Annotated in this window: 16 protein-coding genes; 4 read left to right on the forward strand and 12 right to left on the reverse strand. The window is 71.6% G+C overall.

Annotation, left to right across the window (positions count from 1 at the left end):
* Positions 1-3 precede the first annotated feature (3 nt).
* The 3 genes from ACFYWI_RS19630 to ACFYWI_RS19640 all read right to left on the reverse strand — a co-directional run bounded on the left by ACFYWI_RS19630 (position 4) and on the right by ACFYWI_RS19640 (position 4,390).
* Positions 4-363, reverse strand: coding sequence for a histidine triad nucleotide-binding protein (locus tag ACFYWI_RS19630; RefSeq protein ID WP_389233635.1), 360 nt, complete (start codon positions 361-363; stop codon positions 4-6).
* A 188-nt stretch (positions 364-551) separates the two neighbouring features.
* Entirely contained in the window at positions 552-3,764 is a 3,213-nt protein-coding gene (locus ACFYWI_RS19635; protein WP_389233638.1) for a S41 family peptidase, read from the reverse strand.
* Positions 3,765-3,823: 59 nt separating this feature from the next.
* Positions 3,824-4,390, reverse strand: a complete 567-nt coding sequence (locus ACFYWI_RS19640; RefSeq protein ID WP_389233641.1) for a hypothetical protein — start codon at positions 4,388-4,390, stop codon at positions 3,824-3,826.
* Between the two features lie 84 nt (positions 4,391-4,474).
* Between ACFYWI_RS19640 and ACFYWI_RS19645 the strand changes: the two genes are divergently transcribed.
* Positions 4,475-4,888 carry a hypothetical protein gene (locus tag ACFYWI_RS19645; protein WP_389233644.1) on the forward strand — a complete coding sequence of 138 codons (414 nt, stop codon included), beginning with the start codon at positions 4,475-4,477 and terminating at the stop codon, positions 4,886-4,888.
* A gap of 373 nt (positions 4,889-5,261) precedes the next feature.
* Here ACFYWI_RS19645 and ACFYWI_RS19650 read toward each other — a convergent pair whose 3' ends face one another.
* The 4 genes from ACFYWI_RS19650 to hrcA all read right to left on the reverse strand — a co-directional run bounded on the left by ACFYWI_RS19650 (position 5,262) and on the right by hrcA (position 9,449).
* A complete protein-coding gene (locus tag ACFYWI_RS19650; protein ID WP_389233647.1) occupies positions 5,262-6,005 on the reverse strand; it encodes a 16S rRNA (uracil(1498)-N(3))-methyltransferase in 744 nt (247 codons plus the stop codon).
* Positions 6,005-7,075 carry a nitronate monooxygenase gene (locus ACFYWI_RS19655; RefSeq protein WP_389233650.1) on the reverse strand — a complete coding sequence of 357 codons (1,071 nt, stop codon included), beginning with the start codon at positions 7,073-7,075 and terminating at the stop codon, positions 6,005-6,007. Before ACFYWI_RS19655 ends, ACFYWI_RS19650 begins: the two co-directional genes overlap by 1 nt.
* 211 nt (positions 7,076-7,286) lie before the next feature.
* A complete protein-coding gene (gene dnaJ / locus ACFYWI_RS19660) occupies positions 7,287-8,423 on the reverse strand; it encodes a molecular chaperone DnaJ (RefSeq protein WP_389233653.1) in 1,137 nt (378 codons plus the stop codon).
* Positions 8,424-9,449: a heat-inducible transcriptional repressor HrcA gene (gene hrcA / locus ACFYWI_RS19665; protein ID WP_389233656.1), complete on the reverse strand. Its 1,026-nt coding sequence runs from the start codon at positions 9,447-9,449 to the stop codon at positions 8,424-8,426.
* A 165-nt stretch (positions 9,450-9,614) separates the two neighbouring features.
* Here hrcA and ACFYWI_RS19670 point away from each other — a divergent pair, with 165 nt between their 5' ends.
* Positions 9,615-10,337: an MBL fold metallo-hydrolase gene (locus tag ACFYWI_RS19670; RefSeq protein WP_389233659.1), complete on the forward strand. Its 723-nt coding sequence runs from the start codon at positions 9,615-9,617 to the stop codon at positions 10,335-10,337.
* Between the two features lie 10 nt (positions 10,338-10,347).
* Positions 10,348-11,154, forward strand: a complete 807-nt coding sequence (locus tag ACFYWI_RS19675) for a DUF3097 domain-containing protein (protein ID WP_389233662.1) — start codon at positions 10,348-10,350, stop codon at positions 11,152-11,154.
* Between the two features lie 90 nt (positions 11,155-11,244).
* Here the strand turns inward: ACFYWI_RS19675 and hemW are convergent, their stop codons facing one another.
* The 4 genes from hemW to lepA all read right to left on the reverse strand — a co-directional run bounded on the left by hemW (position 11,245) and on the right by lepA (position 18,989).
* A complete protein-coding gene (gene hemW, locus ACFYWI_RS19680) occupies positions 11,245-12,477 on the reverse strand; it encodes a radical SAM family heme chaperone HemW (RefSeq protein ID WP_389233665.1) in 1,233 nt (410 codons plus the stop codon).
* A gap of 291 nt (positions 12,478-12,768) precedes the next feature.
* Positions 12,769-14,742, reverse strand: a complete 1,974-nt coding sequence (locus ACFYWI_RS19685) for a SpoIIE family protein phosphatase (protein WP_389234119.1) — start codon at positions 14,740-14,742, stop codon at positions 12,769-12,771.
* A 193-nt stretch (positions 14,743-14,935) separates the two neighbouring features.
* On the reverse strand, positions 14,936-16,825 hold the full coding sequence (locus ACFYWI_RS19690; protein WP_389233668.1) for an AMP-dependent synthetase/ligase: 1,890 nt from the start codon (positions 16,823-16,825) through the stop codon (positions 14,936-14,938).
* A 298-nt stretch (positions 16,826-17,123) separates the two neighbouring features.
* Positions 17,124-18,989, reverse strand: a complete 1,866-nt coding sequence (gene lepA, locus ACFYWI_RS19695) for a translation elongation factor 4 (protein WP_389233671.1) — start codon at positions 18,987-18,989, stop codon at positions 17,124-17,126.
* Positions 18,990-19,202: 213 nt separating this feature from the next.
* Between lepA and rpsT the strand changes: the two genes are divergently transcribed.
* The gene (rpsT, locus tag ACFYWI_RS19700; RefSeq protein WP_389233674.1) at positions 19,203-19,469 is read left to right on the forward strand and encodes a 30S ribosomal protein S20; all 267 of its coding nucleotides are present in this window, start codon (positions 19,203-19,205) and stop codon (positions 19,467-19,469) included.
* 261 nt (positions 19,470-19,730) lie between these two features.
* On the opposite strand, the gene holA is transcribed toward rpsT, so the two are convergent.
* Complete coding sequence (gene holA / locus ACFYWI_RS19705; protein ID WP_389233677.1) at positions 19,731-20,726, reverse strand: DNA polymerase III subunit delta; 996 nt, start codon at positions 20,724-20,726, stop codon at positions 19,731-19,733.
* Positions 20,727-20,741: the final 15 nt, after the last annotated feature.

Below are 20,741 nucleotides of genomic sequence, written 5' to 3' on the forward strand. Positions count from 1 at the left end.
CGGTTACCCCGGAGGCCACTGGAGACCACGGCCGCCCAGCACATGGGCGTGGGCGTGGAAGACGGTCTGGCCCGCGCCGGTACCGGTGTTGAACACGACGCGGTACCCGGTGTCGACGACCTTGTCCTCGGCGGCGACCTCGCCCGCCTCCCGCAGCACATCGGCGACCAGCTGGGGCTCGGCGGCGGCGAGCGCGGCAGCGTCCTTGTAGTGGGCCTTGGGAATGACCAGGACATGGGTCGGGGCCTGGGGATTGATGTCGCGGAAGGCGACCGTGGTCCCGGTCTCGCGCACCACGGTGGCCGGCACCTCCCCGGCGACGATCTTGCAGAACAGGCAGTCCGCCTGCGGTTCTCCCGCCATGACCCGAGCCTCCTTGGTGTGATCGCTTCCGACGGCATCGTATCGGCCGGGGCAGGTCACCCGGCCCGCCCCGGGCCGGGTGATGCCCGGGGGCGCGCGCCCCCGGACCGGGCCGTGCCGGCAGACGCGCGCCCCGGAACCGGCCGTGCCCCGCAGACGCGAGCCCCTTGCACCCGGACTCCGTCGGGCTACGGCATGTCCGGCGGGGTCCGCGCCGGGTTCTCCGTCAAGGCCGCCAGGGCCATCCGGACCGCCTCGTCCAGTTGCGGGTCGCGGCCTGCCGCGTAGTCCTGGGGCGTGGTCACCACCTCGACATCCGGGTCGACGCCCCGGTTCTCCACGTCCCAGCCGTAACCCTCCAGCCAGAAGGCGTACTTGGGCTGCGTCACCAGCGTGCCGTCGACGAGCCGGTAGCGGCTGTCGATACCGATCACACCGCCCCAGGTGCGCGTGCCCACCACCGGGCCGATGCCCAGCGCCTTGATCGCGGCGTTGACGATGTCGCCGTCCGAGCCGGAGAACTCGTTGGCCACCGCCACGACCGGACCACGCGGAGCGTCCAGCGGATAGCTGTACGGCTGCTCTCCGCGCGGCCGGTTCCAGCCGACGATCCGGCGTGCCAGTTTCTCGATGACGAGCTGCGACGTGTGACCGCCGCGGTTCTCCCGTACGTCCACGACCAGCCCCTCCCTCGCCACCTCGACCCGCAGATCGCGGTGGATCTGGGCCCAGCCGGGCGCCTGCATGTCGGGGACGTGCAGATAACCGAGGCGGCCGCCGGACTTCTCGTGGACGTACGCCCGCCGGTCGGCGACCCAGGCGTGGTAGCGCAAGGGCTCCTCGTCGGCGAGCGGGACGACGACGGCGTGCCGCGGATCGCCGCCCCCCGCCGGGGAGACGGTGAGCTCGACGGGCTTGCCCGCCGCGCCCACGAGCAGCGGTCCCGGCCCGGTGACCGGGTCCACCGGGAGACCGTCGACGGCGAGCAGCGCATCGCCGGCCCGCAGCGCGACGCCCGGCGCCGCGAGCGGGGAGTGCGCGTCGGGGTCGGACGTCTCGGACGGCAGGATCCGGTCGATGCGCCACATCCCGTCCTCGGCACGGGAGATGTCGGCGCCGAGCAGCCCCTGCCGGGTGGAGCGGTCGCCTTGTCCGCCGCGCGGGGTGACGTACGCGTGGGAGGTGCCGAGTTCGCCCTGCACCTCCCAGAGCAGGTCCACCAGGTCGTCGTGGGTGGAGACACGGTCCAGGACCGGACGGTAGCGCTCGAGCACACCGTCCCAGTCGACACCGCCGAGGTCTTCACGCCAGAAGTGGTCGCGCATCAGCCGGCCGGCCTCGGCGTACATCTGCCGCCATTCGGCACCGGGGTCGACCGTGGCGCGCACCCGGGCCAGATCGACGGTGATGTTGGTGTCGCTGTCCTCGTCCGACGAGGCCCTGCGGTCGCTCGGTACCACCTTGAGCTTGCCGTCCGTGTGCAGCAGCACCCGCTTGCCGTCGCCGCTGACCCGGAAGTCGTCGGCGTCCGAGCAGAGCTCCTCGACACGCAGCTCGGCGAGGTCGTAGCGCTCCAGCGAGGTCTGCGGCCACGGGTCGTCGGGCGTGGCCCGGGTGGTGCCGAGGACGCCGCGCAGCGGATGGCGCAGCCACAGCAGTCCGTCCTTGGCCGCGCGCAGTGTCGAGTAGCGGGCGGCCTCGACGGGGAAGGGCACTATGCGGTCGGCGAGCCCGTCGAGGTCGATACGGGTCACGGGCACGCCGTTCTCGTCGCCGCCCTGCTGCTGGTCCTTGTCGTCGTCCGCGTCGAAGGCCCGGCCGTGGCGCTGCGGACCGAAGGGCGAGGGGGTGGCGGCGGCCAGCGTGATCAGATGCGGACGGCAGCCGCCGACGAAGGCCAGATCGAAGACATGGGTGTCGTAGACCGGGTCGAAGGCCCGCTCGGACAGGAACGCCAGATGCTTGCCGTCGAGCGTGAACGCGGGCTGGAAGTCGGCGAACCGCAGCGGCGTCGCCTCGGAGACGGTCAGATCCGAGGTGTGGGCGAGCTTGATCTGGCGCAGCGGGTTCGGGCCGGGGTGCGACCAGGCGAGCCAGCCGGAGTCGGGCGAGAAGACAAGGCCGTCGGCGTCACCGTGCTCGCTGCGGTCGACCTCGCGCACCTCGCCCGACTCACGCTCGACGAGCAGCACGCGGCCGTCGTGCGAGGCGACGGCGGCGCGGCTGCCGTCCGGCGCGACGGCGAGGCTCAGTACGCGGCCGAGGCGGCCCGCGGCGAGCCTGCGCGGCGGGGCGCCGGCGGCGGGCCCGGTCGCCGGGGCGAACTCCAGGGCGTCCTCCCCCTCGGCGTCGGTCACCCAGACCACGTGCTCCTCGCCGTCCACGCGGAAGGTGCGCGGCAGCCTGCCCCGAACGCCGGGCTGCGCGGCCAGCGCGCGGGCGGGCCCCTCGCGGTGGGTGACCCAGTGGATACCGCCGCGGATCTCGACGGCGCTGCCTCGGGCGGTGTGGTCGGGAGCCGCGGTACCCAGGTAGTGCTCGGCCGGGAGAGGGCGGGGACGCATGTCGATGCGCTGGCCGCCTAGCCGGACGTCCAGGCGGCGCGGCTCGGCGGCGTCCAGGTCGTCCAGGAGCCACAGTTCACCCGCCGAGGTGTACACGACCCGGGTGCCGTCGGTGGCGGCGTGGCGGGCGTAGAAGCCCTCGGCCGGGGTGTGGCGGCGCAGATCCGATCCGTCGGGCAGGGACGAGTACAGCGCCCCGACGCCCTCGTGATCGGACAGGAAAGCGATCCGCTCGCCGACCCATAGCGGGCACTCGATGTTCCCGTCGAGGTCGTCGTGGAGGCGTACGAACTCCCCGTCGTCGCCCGGGCCCTCGTCCCGCTCGATCCACAACTTTCCTGCCGTGCCGCCTCGGTAGCGCTTCCAGGCGGCGGCCTCACGGCCCATCGTGGCCGACAGCAGCAGGGTCCGCGGACCGAAGGCCACATCGCCGACGGGCCCGTACGGCAAGGCGGAGCCTGGCCCGCCGTCGAGCGGCACTGCCCGTGCCCAGGTGCGGCGCAGCGACGCCTGGCCGTGGGTGGTGAGCGCGAGGACCTGTCCGTCGGGGGTCCAGCCGCGGACCGACGTCCTGTAACTGCCCCAGTGGGTCAGGCGGTCCGACGGGCCGCCGTCGAGCGGCGCGGCATGGACCTCGGGGGCACCGTCCCGGTACGAGGTCCATGCGATGTGCGCCCCGTCGGGCGAGATCCTCGGGTGGGACACCGGCATGTTGTCGGCGCTGACGCGCCACGCGCGGCCGCCGTCGAGCGGCGCGGCCCAGACGTCGTCCTCGGCCGTGAAGACGATCAACTCGCGGTGGAGATGCGGAAACCGGAGGTAGGCAGGGTGCGTCATTCGATCACCCTAAGCAGCGCTGGGCCTCCCGGACAGGGGTTTTGGACCGCTCGACCGGATCACTTCGCCGACGACGGATCCGCGGTCACGGTCACGGTGGCCGTGACCGTGACGGGCGGAGTGACGGGAGGCCTGGGGGTGACGGTCCCGGTGGCGGTGGGGCGCGGCGCGCTCGTCGGGCGGTGGGAGCGGGTCGGGGTGGGTGCAGCCGCACCGTCGCAGTTGCCGAGCATGGTGGCCTGGAAGGCGATCTTGCCGTCGATCCTGGCGGTCAGATCTCCGCGTACGCACCTGCCCGCGCGCTCATCGGTCACCTTGCCCGTGATGCGGATGTCGCCGCCGGCGTCGGTCTCGCCCCTGCAGTCGACGGCGGCGGATCCGCCGGGTGACGGGGTTCCGGTCGCGCCCCCGGGCGGGTTGCCGCGGCCGCGGATGGTCGCGGTGCAGCTGAGCCAGCGCACGTCGATGCCGAGCCGCTCGAACGCGCTGGTGGCGGTCTTGTCGGTGGTGACGGCGACGCCGACCGAAGTGAGCCCGTCCGCCGAGGCCGGCTCGCATGCCACGACCGAGGCGAGTGCTGCTCCGGCAGCGGCGGTCACGGCCAGGGCGCGCCGCGCTCTTCTCATGGCCCCCATGAGAGGCAGACTGCCACCGCGGCCCCGGCGACAAAAGAGTGGTTGCGGCCACTGTTTGCCGCCTACGGTCTGGGCATGGCAAGGAAACTGACCGGGACTCGCCGGCTCGTTGTCGACACGGAGACCGTTTACATGTGGTCGGTCCGCCACAGGCACAGCGGGAACGGGAACACCCGCGAGGGATGCCGGACGGTGCTCGCCCTGCGGCGCGAGGGCACCCAGGAGCGCCTCGATGTCACGTTCCGCGAAGGCCCGGGCCGGATCATCTCCGAGGGCTTCGCACACTCGGGCGCGGTGGCTTCCACCGGCGGCGAGTGGCACAACCTGTATGAGCCGGGGGTGGCCCGCCGCCTGGTGGACGCGGCGACGGAGCGGGGTCTGCTCCCGACTGCTCGCGGTACGACCGAGGTCGACGGCTGGCTGCTGTACGACGCGGTGCCCGCCACGGTGCCCGCGGGAGCACCGTCGTCCCCGCCACAGTCCGTGTGACGCCCCCGCGGGTGATCACGGCTCCGCCGCTCGGCAGCGGCGCCGCCGAGCCGACAGCCGACTGCGCCGGACGGGCACGTCGCATGCCGCAGGGCGCAGGCCGTCGGATCCCGGCGCGGTCACGCGGCCGTTCACCCACCGGTAACGCACGCGGCCGTTCACCCACCGATGGCGCACGCGACCGTCCGCGCCGGACCGCGGTCCAACCGAATACCGGCACGGCGTGAAACCGTGGAATCCACCGCGGTCACACGGCCGTTCACCCACCGGCGAGGGACGGGGGCCGTGCACCCGCCGGTGCGGACGCGCCCGTTCACTCACCGGTGGCGCAAGCGGCCGTTCGCCCAACGGCGACGCACGCGGCCGTCCGGTCTCAGGACCAGCGGCCCGTGCGGCCCAGCAGCAGTGCCGTCGCGGCCGTGCCCGCCGTCGATGTGCGCAGGACACTGCGGCCCAGCCGGTAGGGCTTGGCGCCTGCCTGTGCGAACATGGCCAGTTCCTCCGGGGAGACTCCGCCCTCCGGGCCGACGATCAGCACGATCGAGCCCTCGGCGGGAAGGTCGGCCGTGGCCAGAGGCTCCGCGCCCTCCTCGTGGAGTACCGCCGCGAAGTCCGCGGCCGCCACAAGTGCCGCCAGCTGTCTGGTCGTTGCCGCCTCCGCGACCTCCGGGAAGCGCAGCCGGCGCGACTGCTTGCCCGCCTCGCGCGCCGTGGCCCGCCACTTGGCGAGCGACTTGGCGCCGCGCTCGCCCTTCCACTGTGTGATGCAGCGCGAGGCGGCCCACGGCACGATCGCGTCCACGCCTGTCTCCGTCATGGTCTCGACGGCGAGTTCGCCGCGGTCCCCCTTGGGCAGCGCCTGGACGACGGTGATCCGGGGGGCCGGTTCCGGTTCGGCCGGGCACGCGTGCACCTCGACGACAAGCCGGTCCTTGCCCTCGGTACGGAGCACGACCCCCGCGGCTCCGCGGCCCAGGCCGTCGGTGAGGACGATCTCCTCGCCCGGCTGCAACCGGCGTACGGAGACGGCGTGGCGGCCCTCGGGGCCCTCCAGGGTGACGGCGGCGCCAGGGCCCACGCCGTCGAGCGAGTCGGTGAGGAAGACGGGTGCGGTCATCACACACCCCCCAGGGCCAACGCGGCCCGCGCGGCGTCCGTTTCGGCGGCGAGCACCTCCACCAGATGGCCGGCGGGCAGTTCGCGCGCCAGCCGGTGGCCCTGGCCGGCCCACAGCGCCATGCCCTGCGGGTCCCCGGCCTTCGCCGCGGCCTTGCGCAGCCCGCTGGTCAGATGGTGGACCTCGGGGTAGGCGGCGGGGGCGTACGGGCCGTGCTCGCGCATGAAGCGGTTGACCAGGCCTCGCGCGGGCCTCCCGGAAAACGCACGGGTCAGCTCGGTGCGTACGAACAGCGGATCGGTCATGGCCTGCTTGTGCAGCGGGTTCGCCCCGGACTCGGGGCACACGAGGAACGCCGTGCCCAGCTGCCCCGCGCTTGCGCCGGCCGCCAGTGCGGCGGCGATCTGGGCGCCGCGCATCAGCCCGCCCGCGGCGATCACCGGCAGCGGCACGGCCTCACGGACGAGTTCGATGAGCGTGAGGAGCCCGATCCCGGACCCGTCGGCGGCGGGATCGTCGCGGTGCGTGCCCTGATGGCCGCCCGCCTCGATGCCCTGGACGCACACCGCGCCGGCACCGGCCCGGTGCGCGGCCTGCGCCTCGTCGGGCGTGGTGACCGTCACAACGGTGAAGGTGTCCGCCTTGGCGAAGGACCGCAGCACAGCGGGCTTGGGGCAGCCGAAGGTGAAGGAGACGACCGGGACCGGGTCGTCGAGCAGAATCGCCAGCTTGGCGTCGTAGCCGTCGTCCCGTCCGCTGTCGGGATCACCGAGCGGGGTCTCGTACCAGGTGACCTCGCCGGCGAGCTGATGCATGTAGACACCGACGGCCCCGAGGTCGGCGGTACCGGGCTGGGGCATGAAGAGGTTGACGCCGAAAGGCCGACCGGTCAGCGCGCGGAGCTGTTTGACCTCCTGGTACATGCCGTCCGCCGTCTTGTACCCGGCGGCGAGAAACCCGAGGCCGCCGGCTTCGGACACAGCCGCGGCCAGCTGCGGGCAGGACGCACCGCCCGCCATGGGGGCCTGCACGATCGGATAACGACAAAGATCGGTCAGTGCGGAGGACATGAACGCATCGTGCCATGTCCCCGGCGCACCACCGAATCCAGCATTCCGCCGTGCCGACCCCCCGCCACGGCCGCGGCACCAGGCGCTCACACGCCTGGCTCCCGTAACTGCGGGCGCCCGTCGCCGCGTCCTGGGGGGCGGAACCAGCCCCTGCCCTCCGGGCCGACGGCGCCGGCCCGGGGGTCACCCCCGGGCCCTGGCCGCCCCGGGCCTAACGCCCGTTGAACGCGTCCTTCAGGCGCGAGAACAGCCCCTGCTGCCCTGGCTGGAACTGACCCAACGGTCGCTCCTCGCCGCGCAGTTTCGCCAGATCGCGCAGCAGCCGCTCCTGATCCGGGTCCAGCTTGGTCGGTGTGGTCACCTCGACGTGCACGATCAGATCGCCACGGCCGCCGCCCCGCAGATGTGTGATGCCGCGCCCGTGCAACGGGATCGACTGGCCGGACTGCGTACCGGGCCGGATGTCGATCTCCTCCACGCCGTCGAGCGTCTCCAGCGGGCACTTCGTACCCAGAGCCGCCGCCGTCATCGGGATCGTCACCGTGCAGTGCAGATCGTCCCCGCGCCGCTGGAAGACCGGGTGCGGCAGCTCATGGATCTCGACGTACAGATCACCGGCGGGACCGCCGCCCGGGCCGACCTCGCCCTCGCCCGCGAGCTGGATCCGGGTGCCGTTGTCGACACCTGCCGGGATCTTCACGGTCAGGGTGCGGCGCGAGCGGATCCTGCCGTCGCCGGCGCACTCCGGGCACGGGGTCGGCACGACGGTGCCGAAGCCCTGGCACTGCGGGCACGGCCGCGAGGTCATGACCTGGCCCAGGAAGGACCGGGTGACCTGCGAGACCTCGCCGCGGCCGCGGCACATGTCACACGTCTGCGCCGAGGTGCCCGGCGCCGCGCCCTCACCACTGCAGGTGGTGCAGACCACGGCCGTGTCGACCTGGATGTCCTTGGTGGTGCCGAAGGCCGCTTCGTTGAGCTCGATCTCGAGGCGGATCATCGCGTCCTGGCCGCGCCGCGTGCGCGAGCGGGGGCCGCGTTGCGACGCCGTGCCGAAGAAGGCGTCCATGATGTCGGAGAAGTTGCCGAAGCCACCCGCTCCGAAACCGCCCGCGCCCGCGCCGCCCGACTGCGACAGGGGGTCCCCGCCGAGATCGTAGACCTGCTTCTTCTGCGGGTCCGACAGCACCTCGTAGGCGGCGTTGATCTCCTTGAAGCGCTCCTGCGTCTTCGGGTCCGGATTCACGTCCGGGTGGAGTTCACGGGCGAGCCTGCGGAAGGCCTTCTTGATCTCGTCCTGTGATGCGTCGCGGCGCACGCCGAGTACGGCGTAGTAGTCCGTGGCCACTTACGACTCCGCCAGGATCTGTCCGACGTAACGTGCCACTGCGCGTACCGCTCCCATCGTTCCGGGGTAGTCCATGCGGGTCGGTCCGACCACGCCGAGTTTGGCAACTGCCTCGTCGCCCGAACCGTAGCCGACTGCGACGACGGACGTGGAGTTGAGGCCTTCGTGAGCGTTCTCATGACCGATGCGTACGGTCATGCCCATGTCGCCGGAGTCCTTGGCCTCGCCGAGCAGCTTGAGCAGCACCACATGCTCCTCGAGCGCCTCGAGCACCGGCCTGATGGTCAGTGGGAAGTCGTGTGCGAAGCGGGTCAGATTGGCTGTTCCGCCGATCATGAGCCGCTCCTCGGTCTCCTCGACCAGGGTTTCGAGCAGAGTCGAGAGCACCGTGGAGACGGTACTGCGGTCCTCGAGCTCGAAGGACTCGGGAAGGTCCTGCACCAGCTGCGGCACATCCGAGAAGCGGCGTCCGACGACCCGGCTGTTGAGCCGGGCCCGCAGATCCGCGAGCGAGGTGTCGCCGAAGGGCGCGGGGCAGTCGATCATGCGCTGTTCGACCCGTCCGGTGTCCGTGATCAGCACGAGCATCAGACGGGCGGGCGCGAGGGGGAGGAGCTCCACATGCCGGACCGTGGACCGGGTCAGCGAAGGGTACTGGACGACGGCGACCTGCCGGGTCAGCTGCGCCAGCAGCCGCACCGTACGGCCCACGACGTCGTCGAGGTCGACCGCTCCGTCCAGAAAGTTCTGAATGGCGCGGCGCTCGGGCGACGACAGCGGCTTGACGCCGGCCAGGCGGTCGACGAAGAGCCGGTATCCCTTGTCGGTGGGGATCCGCCCGGCGCTGGTGTGCGGCTGGGCGATGAAACCCTCCTCCTCCAGCACGGCCATGTCGTTGCGGACGGTGGCCGGGGAGACGCCGAGCTTGTGCCGCTCGGTGAGGGCCTTGGAGCCGACGGGCTCCTCGGTGCCGACATAGTCCTGGACGATGGCGCGCAGCACCTCGAGTCTGCGTTCGCTGAGCATCGCGCGCACCTCCAGCTGTGGTTCCTCGGTTTTTCACCTGGCACTCGGCGATCCCGAGTGCCAGCATTCCCCTCGCCAGTGTACGGCCGCCGGGTATACGCCTAGCAAGGGCGGACGGGCACCCATTCGGGAGACTGCGCTGGTCGATGCGGATAGCGTCGCCGTATGGACGTGAGTTGGGAAGACTCCGGCTGGGAACGACTCGGCCACGGAGTCGGCCGCCGCAGGATGCCGATCTGGGACGCGACCATCGGTCTGGTGGCCGGTGCGGACGCCGTTCTGCTGTACGACACGGGCTCGACGATCCGCGAGGGCGCCGAGATCCGCGCCCAGGCGCAGGCCCTGCTGGGCGGCCGCCGGGTGACGCATATCGCACTGAGCCACCCGCACTTCGATCATGTTCTCGGGACCGCGGCGTTCGCCGGGGCGGAGGTCTACGGCGCGGTCGGGGTCGATGCGCTGATGCGGCGGGAGCGGGACGCGATCCGCGGCGACGCGGTACGGCACAAGGTCCCTGCGGCCGAGGCCGCGGAGGCCGCCGACCTGCTCGTCGCGCCGCACCACCTGGTGTGCGGGGAGTGGACGCTGGAGCTCGGCGGCCTGCAGGTCCTGCTGGCCAACGTCGGCCCCGGCCATTCGGGCCACGATCTCGCCCTGCTGGTACCGGGCGACCCCGAGGTCGTCTTCTGCGGCGACCTCGTCGAGGAGTCCGGCGAGCCGCAGGCGGGCCCGGACGCGATCCCCTCACGCTGGCCGGCCGCGCTGGACCGGTTGCTCGCACTCGGCGGCGAGGACGCGGTGTACGTCCCCGGGCACGGGGCGGTGGTCGACGCGGCCTTCGTTCGCCGGCAGCGTGACGCGCTGGCGGAGCGCTTCGGGGTGTCGTAGCGTCGGCGAAATGCGCAGCTACAGCCCTGACCTGACGCCCCCTTGGAAGCGATCGGGCCCCGCTCCCGAGGTCCCGGCCGAGCCCGATCTGGTCGTGGAGGAGGTCACCACCGGCTTCTGCGGCGCGGTGCTCCGCTGCGAGGCGGGGACGGTCACCCTGGAGGACCGCTTCGGCAAGCACCGGGTCTTTCCCCTGGACCCGCGCGGCTTCCTGCTGGAGGGCAAGGTCGTCACCCTGGTCCGCCCGGCCCCGTCGGGCGCCTCCCGCCCCGCCCGTACGGCCTCCGGCTCGATCGCGGTCCCCGGCGCCCGCGCACGCGTCGCGCGCGCGGGACGGATCTACGTGGAGGGGCGCCACGACGCGGAGCTGGTGGAGCGGGTGTGGGGCGACGACCTGCGGATCGAGGGTGTGGTGGTCGAGTACCTGGAGGGCATCGACGACCTCCCGGCCATCGTCGCGCAGTTCGCCCCCGGCGCGGACGCGCGCCTGGGCGTCCTGGTCGACCACCTGGTGCCGGGTTCGAAGGAATCCCGTATCGCGGCGGCGGTGACGGACCCGCACGTCCTGGTCGTCGGCCATCCGTACATCGACGTGTGGGAGGCGGTGAAGCCGTCCTCGCTGGGCATCCCCGCCTGGCCGGCGGTCCCCCGCGGCCAGGACTGGAAGACGGGCGTGTGCAAGGCACTGGGCTGGCCGGCCAACACGGGCGCGGCGTGGCAGCACATCCTGTCCACGGTGCACTCGTACAAGGACGTGCAGCCGGAACTGCTGGGGCGCGTCGAGGAGCTGATCGACTTCGTCACGACCCCGGGTTAGATGCCGGGAAGAGCCCGCACCCCGGAGGTCTCCGGGGTGAGATCGAGCACGTCGATGGGCAGGTCCGGAGGGGTTCACTCCGGAGAGTGATCAGTCCACCAGGTTTCGCACCACCGCGTCCGCGAGCAGCCGCCCCCGCAGGGTCAGCACCGCGTGCCCCTCCCCGTACGCCCCGGGCTCCAGCATCCCGTCCGCCAGCGCACGGTCCGCCGCCGCCAGCCCCGCCGGGCGCAGCAGCGACATCGGCACGCCCTCGCGCAGGCGCAGCTCCAGCAGGATCCGCTCCACCCGGCGGTCCTCCGCCGCCAGCACCTCGCGCCCCGCACCCGGAGACCGTCCCTGCGCCAGCGCCGCCGCGTACGCGCCGGGGTGCTTCACGTTCCACCAGCGCACGCCACCGACGTGGCTGTGCGCGCCCGGTCCCGCGCCCCACCAGTCCGCGCCGCGCCAGTACAGCTCGTTGTGCAGACAGCGGCCCGCCTTCGAGGTGGCCCAGTTGGAGACCTCGTACCAGTCGAAGCCCGCCCCGCCGAGCACCTCGTCCGCGATGAGATAGCGATCCGCGTGCACGTCGTCGTCCGTCATCGGGACCTCGCCGCGCCGGATGCGGCGCGCCAGCTGGGTGCCCTCCTCGACGATCAGCGCGTACGCCGACACATGGTCCGGCCCCGCGCCGACCGCCGCGTCGAGCGAGGCCCGCCAGTCGTCGTCGCTCTCGCCGGGTGTGCCGTAGATCAGGTCGAGATTGACGTGGTCGAAGCCGGCCGCGCGCGCCTCCGCGACGCATGCCTCGGGCCGGCCGGGAGTGTGGGTGCGGTCGAGCACCTTCAGCACATGCTGCCGGGCGCTCTGCATGCCGAAGGAGATCCGGTTGAAGCCGCCGGCCCTCAGCTCCGCCAGATACGCGGGATCGACCGACTCCGGGTTCGCCTCGGTCGTGATCTCGGCGTCGTCCGCGAGCCCGAACTCCTCACGCACCGCGTCCAGCATCCGCACGAGATCGCCGGCGGCCAGCAGGGTCGGCGTACCCCCGCCGACGAACAGCGTCCGTACCTGCCGCGGGTCGTCGCCGAGCACCTTGCGGGCGAGGCGTACCTCGTCCGCCAAGGTGGCCGCGTAGTTGTCGCGGGAGGCCAGCACGCCGCCCGATCCGCGCAGCTCGGTGGCCGTGTAGGTGTTGAAGTCGCAGTAGCCGCAGCGCGTCGCGCAGTACGGCACGTGCAGGTAGAAGGCGAGCGGCCGGTTCCCGGCACCGTCGAGGGCGGACGCGGGCAGCGCGCCGTCCTCGGGCATGGGCTCGCCATCGGGCAGTACGGAAGGCATGCCCCCCATTGTCCGTCACCGGCCGGGTGGCCCGGCACGGCGCCGGGCCAGAGGCTTCGGCCGCCCCGCACGCGCCGCCCGGCGACCCGGCGGAACGGCGCCCCCGAGCCTGCGCCCGCGTCACCCCCGGGCCCGGCGGAACGGCCCCGCGGCCCCGTGAGCGGCCCCGGACCTCTCCGTGACCCACCGCCCGGCACGCCACCCGCAATGGCCCGGCCCGCCGACCGCCCTGACCTGCCCCGTGCCCACGCCCCGGGTCGAAACCGGTCTGTGGGCCCCGCGGGGGTCGTTTCACCGGGCCTGGAGCACCAGCAGCGCCAGATCGTCCTTCGGCGGCGCCTGCGCGAACTCGTACACCGCCGCCCTGATCCGTTCCGCGACCCCCTGCGCGGGCAGACCGGCACACCCGGCGAGCACCTTGGCCAGCCCGTCCTCGTCGTCGAACATCCGCGATCCCGACCGCCGCTCCGTGACCCCGTCGGTCACGCACAGCAAGGTGTCTCCGGGCTCGAGCTCGAACGTCCGGCTCTGATACGCGACGTCGTCGACGACCCCGAGGAGCATCTGCGGCTCGGCCGCGGCGTGCACGGTCCCGTCGGGACGCAGCAGCAGCGGCAGCGGATGTCCGGCGCTGGCGAGGGTGCACCGCACGCCCCCTCCGCCGCCGGCATCCGCGGGCGAGGCCACGACCTCGCCGTACAGCAGGGACAGAAAACGGGCCTGCGGCCCCTCCTGCACGCCCTGCCCGCCGGAGGAGGCGGCGGACGCGGCTGCGACCAGCAGTGCGGCCGCCTCCGCCGCTTCGGTCGCGTCGTCGAGCAGCAGTCCGTTCAACCGGTCCAGCACCTGGGCGACCTGGTAGCCCTCGCGGGCGAGCAGCCGCAGCCAGGGCCTGGCGAGCCCGGTGACGACGGCGGCCTCCGGGCCGCTGCCCTGGACGTCGCCGAGCATGAAACACCATCGGCCGCCGGACCCGGCCGGGAAGATGTCGTAGAAGTCGCCGCCCGCGACCCCGTCGTCGCTCGGCTCGTACACCAGGAACGAGTCGACGCCCGGGATCTGACCGACCTTGCTGGGCAGCAGCCCGCGCTGGAGGACCTGGCTGATGGTGGCCTGCCGGGTGTACTGGCGCGCTGCGCTGATCGCCAGGGCCACGCGGCGGGCGAAGTCCTCGATGAGCGATGTCATCTCGCCGGGCACCGGGAGGAGCCCGTGGCGCGCGATCAGCAGCACGCCGAGTGCGCGTCCTCCCGCGACGAGCGGGCAGGCCAGCGCCGCCGTGCCGTCCCCGGAGCCGGGCTCTCCGGCCGGCGGCCACGCGATCGGGACGGTCCCGCTGCGCACCCCGCCGGGCAGCGACGGCGGCTCACGGTCCAGGGCCTCGTGCAGCTGCTCGATACGGGACTCGTCGCTGTGCCAGACCCGGGCGAGCCGCGGCGAGCCCCCGCCCGGCCCCTTGCCGCCGACGGACCGCCCGGACTCGCCGTCGAGCCAGATCGCGCACCAGTCGGCGAGCCGTGGCACCAGCAGTTGTCCGGCCAGGGCCGCAACCATGTCCTCGTCGAGCTGCCCGGCGAGCAGATCGGATGCCTCGGCGAGGAACGACAGGGCGCCGCGGCCCTCCCAGTCCCGGTCGTCGCGCCCGGCCCGCTGCCTGCCGGGCACAAGGAGTTCGGCGCCTGCCGACCCGCGGCCTGCCACCGGGTCGCCAGCGGGCAGTGAGCGGGTGTCCCAGCCGTCGACGGGCAGCCGGGCCCAGACGGTCTTGAGGGCGGCGTGGAAGGTGATGCCCCAGCGCTCGGCCATCGCCCCGACCAGGTGCAGGCCCCGTCCGTACTCGGGGATGCCCGACTGGTCGGCGCCGTCCGGTTCGCTGTTGACGGTTCTGGCGGGATGGTGGTCGGAGACCTCGACCACCACGGCCGCGGGCGCCTGCTGTGTCGATGCCTCGAACCTGCAGAGCAGTTCGGCGGTGGTGCCGGCGTGTACGACGGCGTTGGTGACGAGCTCGTCGACGACGAGCACGACGTCGTCGACGAACCGGTCGGTGCTGTGACCGCCCGGCGGGCAGCCCGCACCGCCCTGACACAGCGCACAGAGCCCGAGCAGCCCGAGCCCGGCCCAGTCGGCGAGCGCGGCACGCACGAACCGGCGCGCGGCGGAGGGCGCGAGGAGGGTGCCCGGAAGACTGGTCCGGGCCACTGGGCACACGTCGATTCGCGCGGTGTACACGGGTGCTGAGCGTGCACCGGTGTCTCGCTGCATCGGAAGGGACCCCACGTACGGCTCCTGGTCGGTGCTGGCAATGCGCCGCTTGATGACACCGACAGAGTGACAGACCGCGCCCGTTCATAAGCGCGAAGTCACCGAAGTGAGTGGGGCCCTGTCCCGTTATGCCTGCTTGTGCGTGGTCGAGCGGGTCGCGAGGATCACGCTCCGCGGGACCACGCTCGCGGGATCACGCTTCGCGGGATCCGTCGTACATCTCCTCGATCAGGTTCTTGTACTCGCGCTCGACGACCGGGCGCTTCAGCTTGAGGCTGGGCGTCAGCTCACCGTGCTCGATGTCCAGATCACGGGGCAGCAGACGGAACTTCTTGATGGTCTGCCAGCGCTGCAGGCCCTCGTTGAGGCGCTTCACATAGCCCTCGATGAGCTGCTCGGTCTGCGGCGACGCCACGATCTCCGCGTAGGACTTGCCGTCCAGGCCGTTCTCCTTGGCCCAGCCGAGGATCGTCGCCTCGTCCAGGGCGATCAGCGCGGTGCAGAAGTTACGGTCCGCGCCGTGCACCAGGATGTTGGAGACGAACGGACACACCGCCTTGAACTGGCCCTCGACCTCGGCCGGTGCGATGTACTTGCCGCCGGAGGTCTTGATCAGGTCCTTCTTGCGGTCGGTGATCCGCAGATAGCCGTCGGCGGACAGCTCGCCGATGTCGCCGGTGTGGAACCAGCCGTCGGGCTCGAGGACTTCGGCGGTCTTCTCGGGCTGCTTGTGGTAGCCGTCCATGATGCCGGGGCCGCGCAGAAGGATCTCGCCGTCGTCCGCGATACGCACCTCGCACCCGGGCACCGGCTTGCCGACCGTACCGGTGCGGTAGGCCTCGCCCGGGTTGACGAAGGAGGCCGCGCTGGACTCGGTGAGGCCGTAGCCCTCCAGGATGTGGATCCCGGCGCCGGCGAAGAAGTAGCCGATGTCGGGTGCGAGGGCCGCCGAGCCGGAGACCGCGGCGCGCAGCCGGCCGCCGAACGCCTCACGCAGCTTGGAGTAGACGAGCGCGTCGGCGATCTTGTGCTTGGTGCTCAGGCCGAAGGGCGCGGTGGCGCTGCCGGTGCGGCGGAAGTTGTCCTGGGTGGTCCTGGCGTACTCACGGGCCACCCCGGCCGCCCACTGGAAGATCTTGTACTTGGCGCCGCCGCCGGCCCGCGCCTTGGCCGCGACCCCGTTGTAGACCTTCTCGAAGATCCGCGGAACGGCCGCCATGTAGGTCGGCTGCACGACGGGCAGGTTCTCGATGATCTTGTCGACCCGGCCGTCGACGGCGGTGACGTGTCCGACCTCGATCTGCCCGGAGGTCAGCACCTTGCCGAAGACGTGCGCAAGCGGCAGCCACAGGTACTGGACGTCGTCCTTGCCGATCAGACCGGTCGCGGTCATGGCCTTGGCCATGTACGACCAGTTGTCGTGCGGCAGCCGCACACCCTTGGGCCGGCCGGTGGTGCCGGAGGTGTAGATGAGCGTCGCCAACTGGTCGGAGGTGATCGCCCCGACCCGCTCCTTGACGGCCTCCGGGTGCTTCTCGAGGTACTTCGCACCGCGCGCCTCGAGGTCGGCGAGCGTGAGCACCCAGCCCTCGGGGTCGGACGCGTCCGGCTCCACACCCGCCGGGTCGATGACCACGACATGGCGCAGCTCGGGCAGCTCGGCCCGGCGCTCGCGCGCCTTGGCCAGCTGCGCGGCGTCCTCGGCGATCAGCACCCGGCTCTCGGAGTCGGAGAGGATGTACGCCGACTCCTCGGCATTGGTCGACGGGTAGATCGTGGTGGTCGCTCCGCCCGCGCACATCACGCCCAGGTCGGCCAGGATCCACTCGACCCGGGTGGCGCAGGCGAGCGCGACGCGCTCCTCGGAGCCCACCCCGAGGTCGATCAGCCCGGCCGCGATGCCGTAGACCCGCTCGGCGGCCTGGGCCCAGCTCAGGGACTTCCAATCGTCGGGGCCCGATCCCGAGGCAGGGGGCACCGGATAGCGGTACGCCTCGCCGTCGGGCGTGGCCCCGACGCGCTCGGTGAACAGGACCGCCACGGACGGCGGTCGGTTCTCGATCAGGGTCTGGGTATCGCTCACGACGTCCTCCGGGCCTGCGGCAGCACTGCAACTGGCTGGTTGTTTAACTGGTGAGTAACCATCGAGCCGTGATCAGGGTAGAGCGCACAGGACCGGCGCGTAAGAGCCTGCGGGCTGCCGCTTCATAACGAACAGAGTGCAGGTCGGCTCTCATGAGCGGTTGGTCGGTGCACGATACATGTAACGAATGGCATATGCGCAGGTGACCGAAAAGCGCCCGTCCGGGTGATGGACGGGCGCCTGTCGTGACGGGTGGGACAGAACGGGACAGCCGCGGCGGGATGCGGCCTCCCACGGGCTACTTCTTGCTCTTGCCGCCCTCGTCGCTCGAGAGCACGGCGATGAAGGCCTCCTGCGGGACCTCCACGCTGCCGACCATCTTCATCCGCTTCTTGCCTTCCTTCTGCTTCTCCAGCAGCTTCCGCTTACGGGAGATGTCACCGCCGTAGCACTTGGCCAGGACGTCCTTGCGGATGGCGCGGATGGTCTCGCGGGCGATGACCCGCGAGCCGATGGCCGCCTGGATGGGCACCTCGAACGCCTGCCGCGGGATGAGCTCGCGCAGCTTGGCGACGAGCCGCACACCGTAGGCATAGGCCGCGTCCTTGTGGGTGATGGCGGAGAAGGCGTCGACCTTGTCGCCGTGCAGCAGGATGTCGACCTTGACCAGGCTGGAGGCCTGCTCGCCGGTGGGCTCGTAGTCGAGGGAGGCGTAACCCCGGGTCTTGGACTTCAGCTGGTCGAAGAAGTCGAAGACGATCTCGGCGAGCGGCAGGGTGTAGCGGATCTCGACCCGGTCCTCGGACAGGTAGTCCATGCCGAGCAAGGTGCCGCGGCGGGTCTGGCAGAGCTCCATGATCGAGCCGATGAACTCGCTCGGCGCCAGGATCGTGGCCCGTACGACCGGCTCATGGACCTCGGAGATCTTTCCCTCGGGGAATTCACTCGGGTTGGTGACCGTGTGCTCGCTGCCGTCCTCCATGACCACGCGGTAGACCACGTTGGGGGCGGTGGCGATCAGATCGAGGCCGAACTCGCGCTCCAGGCGCTCACGGATCACATCGAGGTGCAGCAGGCCCAGGAAGCCGACACGGAAACCGAAGCCGAGGGCCGCGGAGGTCTCCGGCTCGTAGACCAGCGCGGCATCGTTGAGCTGCAGCTTGTCCAGCGCCTCGCGCAGCTCGGGATAGTCCGAGCCGTCCAGCGGATACAGACCCGAGAAGACCATCGGCTTCGGGTCCTTGTAGCCGCCGAGGGCCTCGGTGGCGCCCTTGTGCAAGGTGGTGATGGTGTCACCGACCTTGGACTGGCGGACGTCCTTCACACCGGTGATCAGATAGCCGACCTCGCCCACGCCGAGGCCGTCGGCCGGCAGCATCTCCGGGGAGTTGGTGCCGATCTCCAACAGCTCGTGGGTGGCACCGGTGGACATCATCCGGATGCGCTCGCGCTTGTTGAGCTGGCCGTCGATGACTCGTACATACGTGACGACACCGCGGTAGGAGTCGTAGACCGAGTCGAAGATCATCGCGCGGGCGGGGGCGTCCGCCACGCCGACCGGGGGCGGGACCTCGCGCACGACCCGGTCCAGCAGCGCCTCGACACCCATACCGGTCTTCGCGGAGACCCGCAGCACGTCGTCCGGGTCGCAGCCGACCAGGTTCGCCAGCTCCTCGGCGAACTTCTCCGGCTGGGCGGCCGGCAGGTCGATCTTGTTGAGGACCGGGACGATCGCGAGGTCGTTCTCCATCGCCAGATAGAGGTTGGCGAGGGTCTGCGCCTCGATGCCCTGGGCGGCGTCGACGAGCAGGATGGTCCCCTCGCACGCGGCCAGGGACCGGGAGACCTCATAGGTGAAGTCCACGTGCCCCGGCGTGTCGATCATGTTGAGGATGTGGGTCCTGCCCTGGCCGACACCCTCGGTCGGCGCCCACGGCAGACGGACCGCCTGGGACTTGATCGTGATGCCGCGCTCGCGCTCGATGTCCATCCGGTCGAGGTACTGGGCACGCATCTGCCGCTGGTCGACCACACCGGTCAGCTGCAGCATCCGGTCGGCAAGCGTGGACTTGCCGTGGTCGATGTGCGCGATGATGCAGAAATTGCGGATCAGAGCCGGGTCGGTACGGCTCGGCTCGGGCACGTGAGGAGGAGTCGCGGGCACGCAGGGTCCTGATTCTTTGGCAGACGCCGGGTCGGTTGGAGCTCGTCGGGGCGATGTCGGATCGATACGTAGGCCTCCATCGTCCCACGGGTGCGGGACTGCGCCCGGTTTGGGCCGTCCAACCAGCGACTGGTAGCCTGGGCAGCTGTGTCTCGTGCGCTCTCGTGCACACGACACAACCTCAGAGATCATCGAACCTGAAAAGGCTCTTTCGTGGCGAACATCAAGTCCCAGATCAAGCGGAACAAGACGAACGAGAAGGCGCGCCTGCGCAACAAGGCCGTCAAGTCCTCGCTCAAGACCGCGATCCGCAAGGCCCGTGAGGCTGTCGCCGCCGGCGACGTCGAGAAGGCAGGCGTGGCCGTCCGTGAGGCGTCCCGCAAGCTCGACAAGGCCGTCTCCAAGGGTGTCATCCACAAGAACGCCGCCGCCAACAAGAAGTCGGCGCTGGCTGCCAAGGTTGGCTCCCTCCAGGGCTGAGCATCTTGACTGATCGCCGTTAGGGACCCAGCGGGCCCTCTCATCCGCTCCCGACCGGCACCCTCGCGCTGCACGCGGCCTGCGTTCGCCACGCGGGTGCGGCGCACCAAGCTTGAAAACGAAGGCCCCGGCCACCGTCCTTCCCCAGGACGGCGAACCGGGGCCTTTGTCGTGCGTGGGGCCGTTGTCGTCCGTGCTGACTGTGGAGTACACGGGGCTTCTTGCCGGACACCGCGCGCCGCGCGGTCCCCTCACTGCCTCCTAGCGCCGCGGGCGCGCCGCCCTCGCGACCGTCACGACAGCCTTCTCCAGGGCGTACTCCGGGTCGTCCCCGCCACCCTTCACCCCGGCGTCCGCCTCGGCGATCGCCCGCAGCGCCAGCGCCACGCCGTCCGGGGTCCAGCCGCGCATCTGCTGGCGGACCCGGTCGATCTTCCACGGCGGCATGCCCAGCTCACGGGCGAGATCGGCGGGCCGGCCGCCGCGGGCCGAGGACAGCTTGCCGATCGCCCGCACCCCCTGGGCCAGCGCGCTGGTGATCAGCACTGGGGCGACCCCGGTCGACAGCGACCAGCGCAACGCCTCCAGGGCCTCGGCCGCGCGTCCCTCCACCGCCCGGTCGGCCACATTGAAGCTCGAGGCCTCGGCGCGGCCGGTGTAGTACCGCCCGACGACCGCCTCGTCGATGGTCCCCTCGACATCCGCGGTCAGCTGGGAGACCGCACTCGCCAGCTCCCGCAGATCGCTGCCGATGGAGTCGACCAGGGCCTGGCACGCCTCGGGTGTCGCGGACCGGCCCAGCGCACGGAACTCCGCACGTACAAAAGTGAGCCGCTCCGCCGGTTTGGTCGTCTTGGGGCACGCGACCTCGCGCGCCCCGGCCTTGCGGGCCGCGTCCAGCAGCCCCTTGCCCTTCGCGCCGCCGGGGTGCACCAGCACCAGCGTGATCTCCTCGACCGGAGCGCCGAGATACGCCTTGATGTCCTTGATCGTGTCGGCCGAGAGGTCCTGCGCATTGCGCACGATGACGACCTTGCGCTCCGAAAAGAGCGACGGACTCGTCAGCTCGGCGAGCGTGCCGGGCTGGAGCTGGTCGGCGGTGAGGTCGCGCACGTCCGTGTCGGCGTCGGCGGCCCGGGCGGCCGCCACCACCTGCTGCACGGCGCGGTCCAGGAGCAGGTCCTCCTGGCCCACGGCGAGCGTGACGGGGCCGAGTGGATCGTCGGTCGGATTCTGCTGGCTTCTTGAGCGGGTCATCGCGGTCAAGCATCC

Source organism: Streptomyces sp. NPDC002889, assembly GCF_042888425.1.
Taxonomy (GTDB): Bacteria; Actinomycetota; Actinomycetes; order Streptomycetales; family Streptomycetaceae; genus Streptomyces.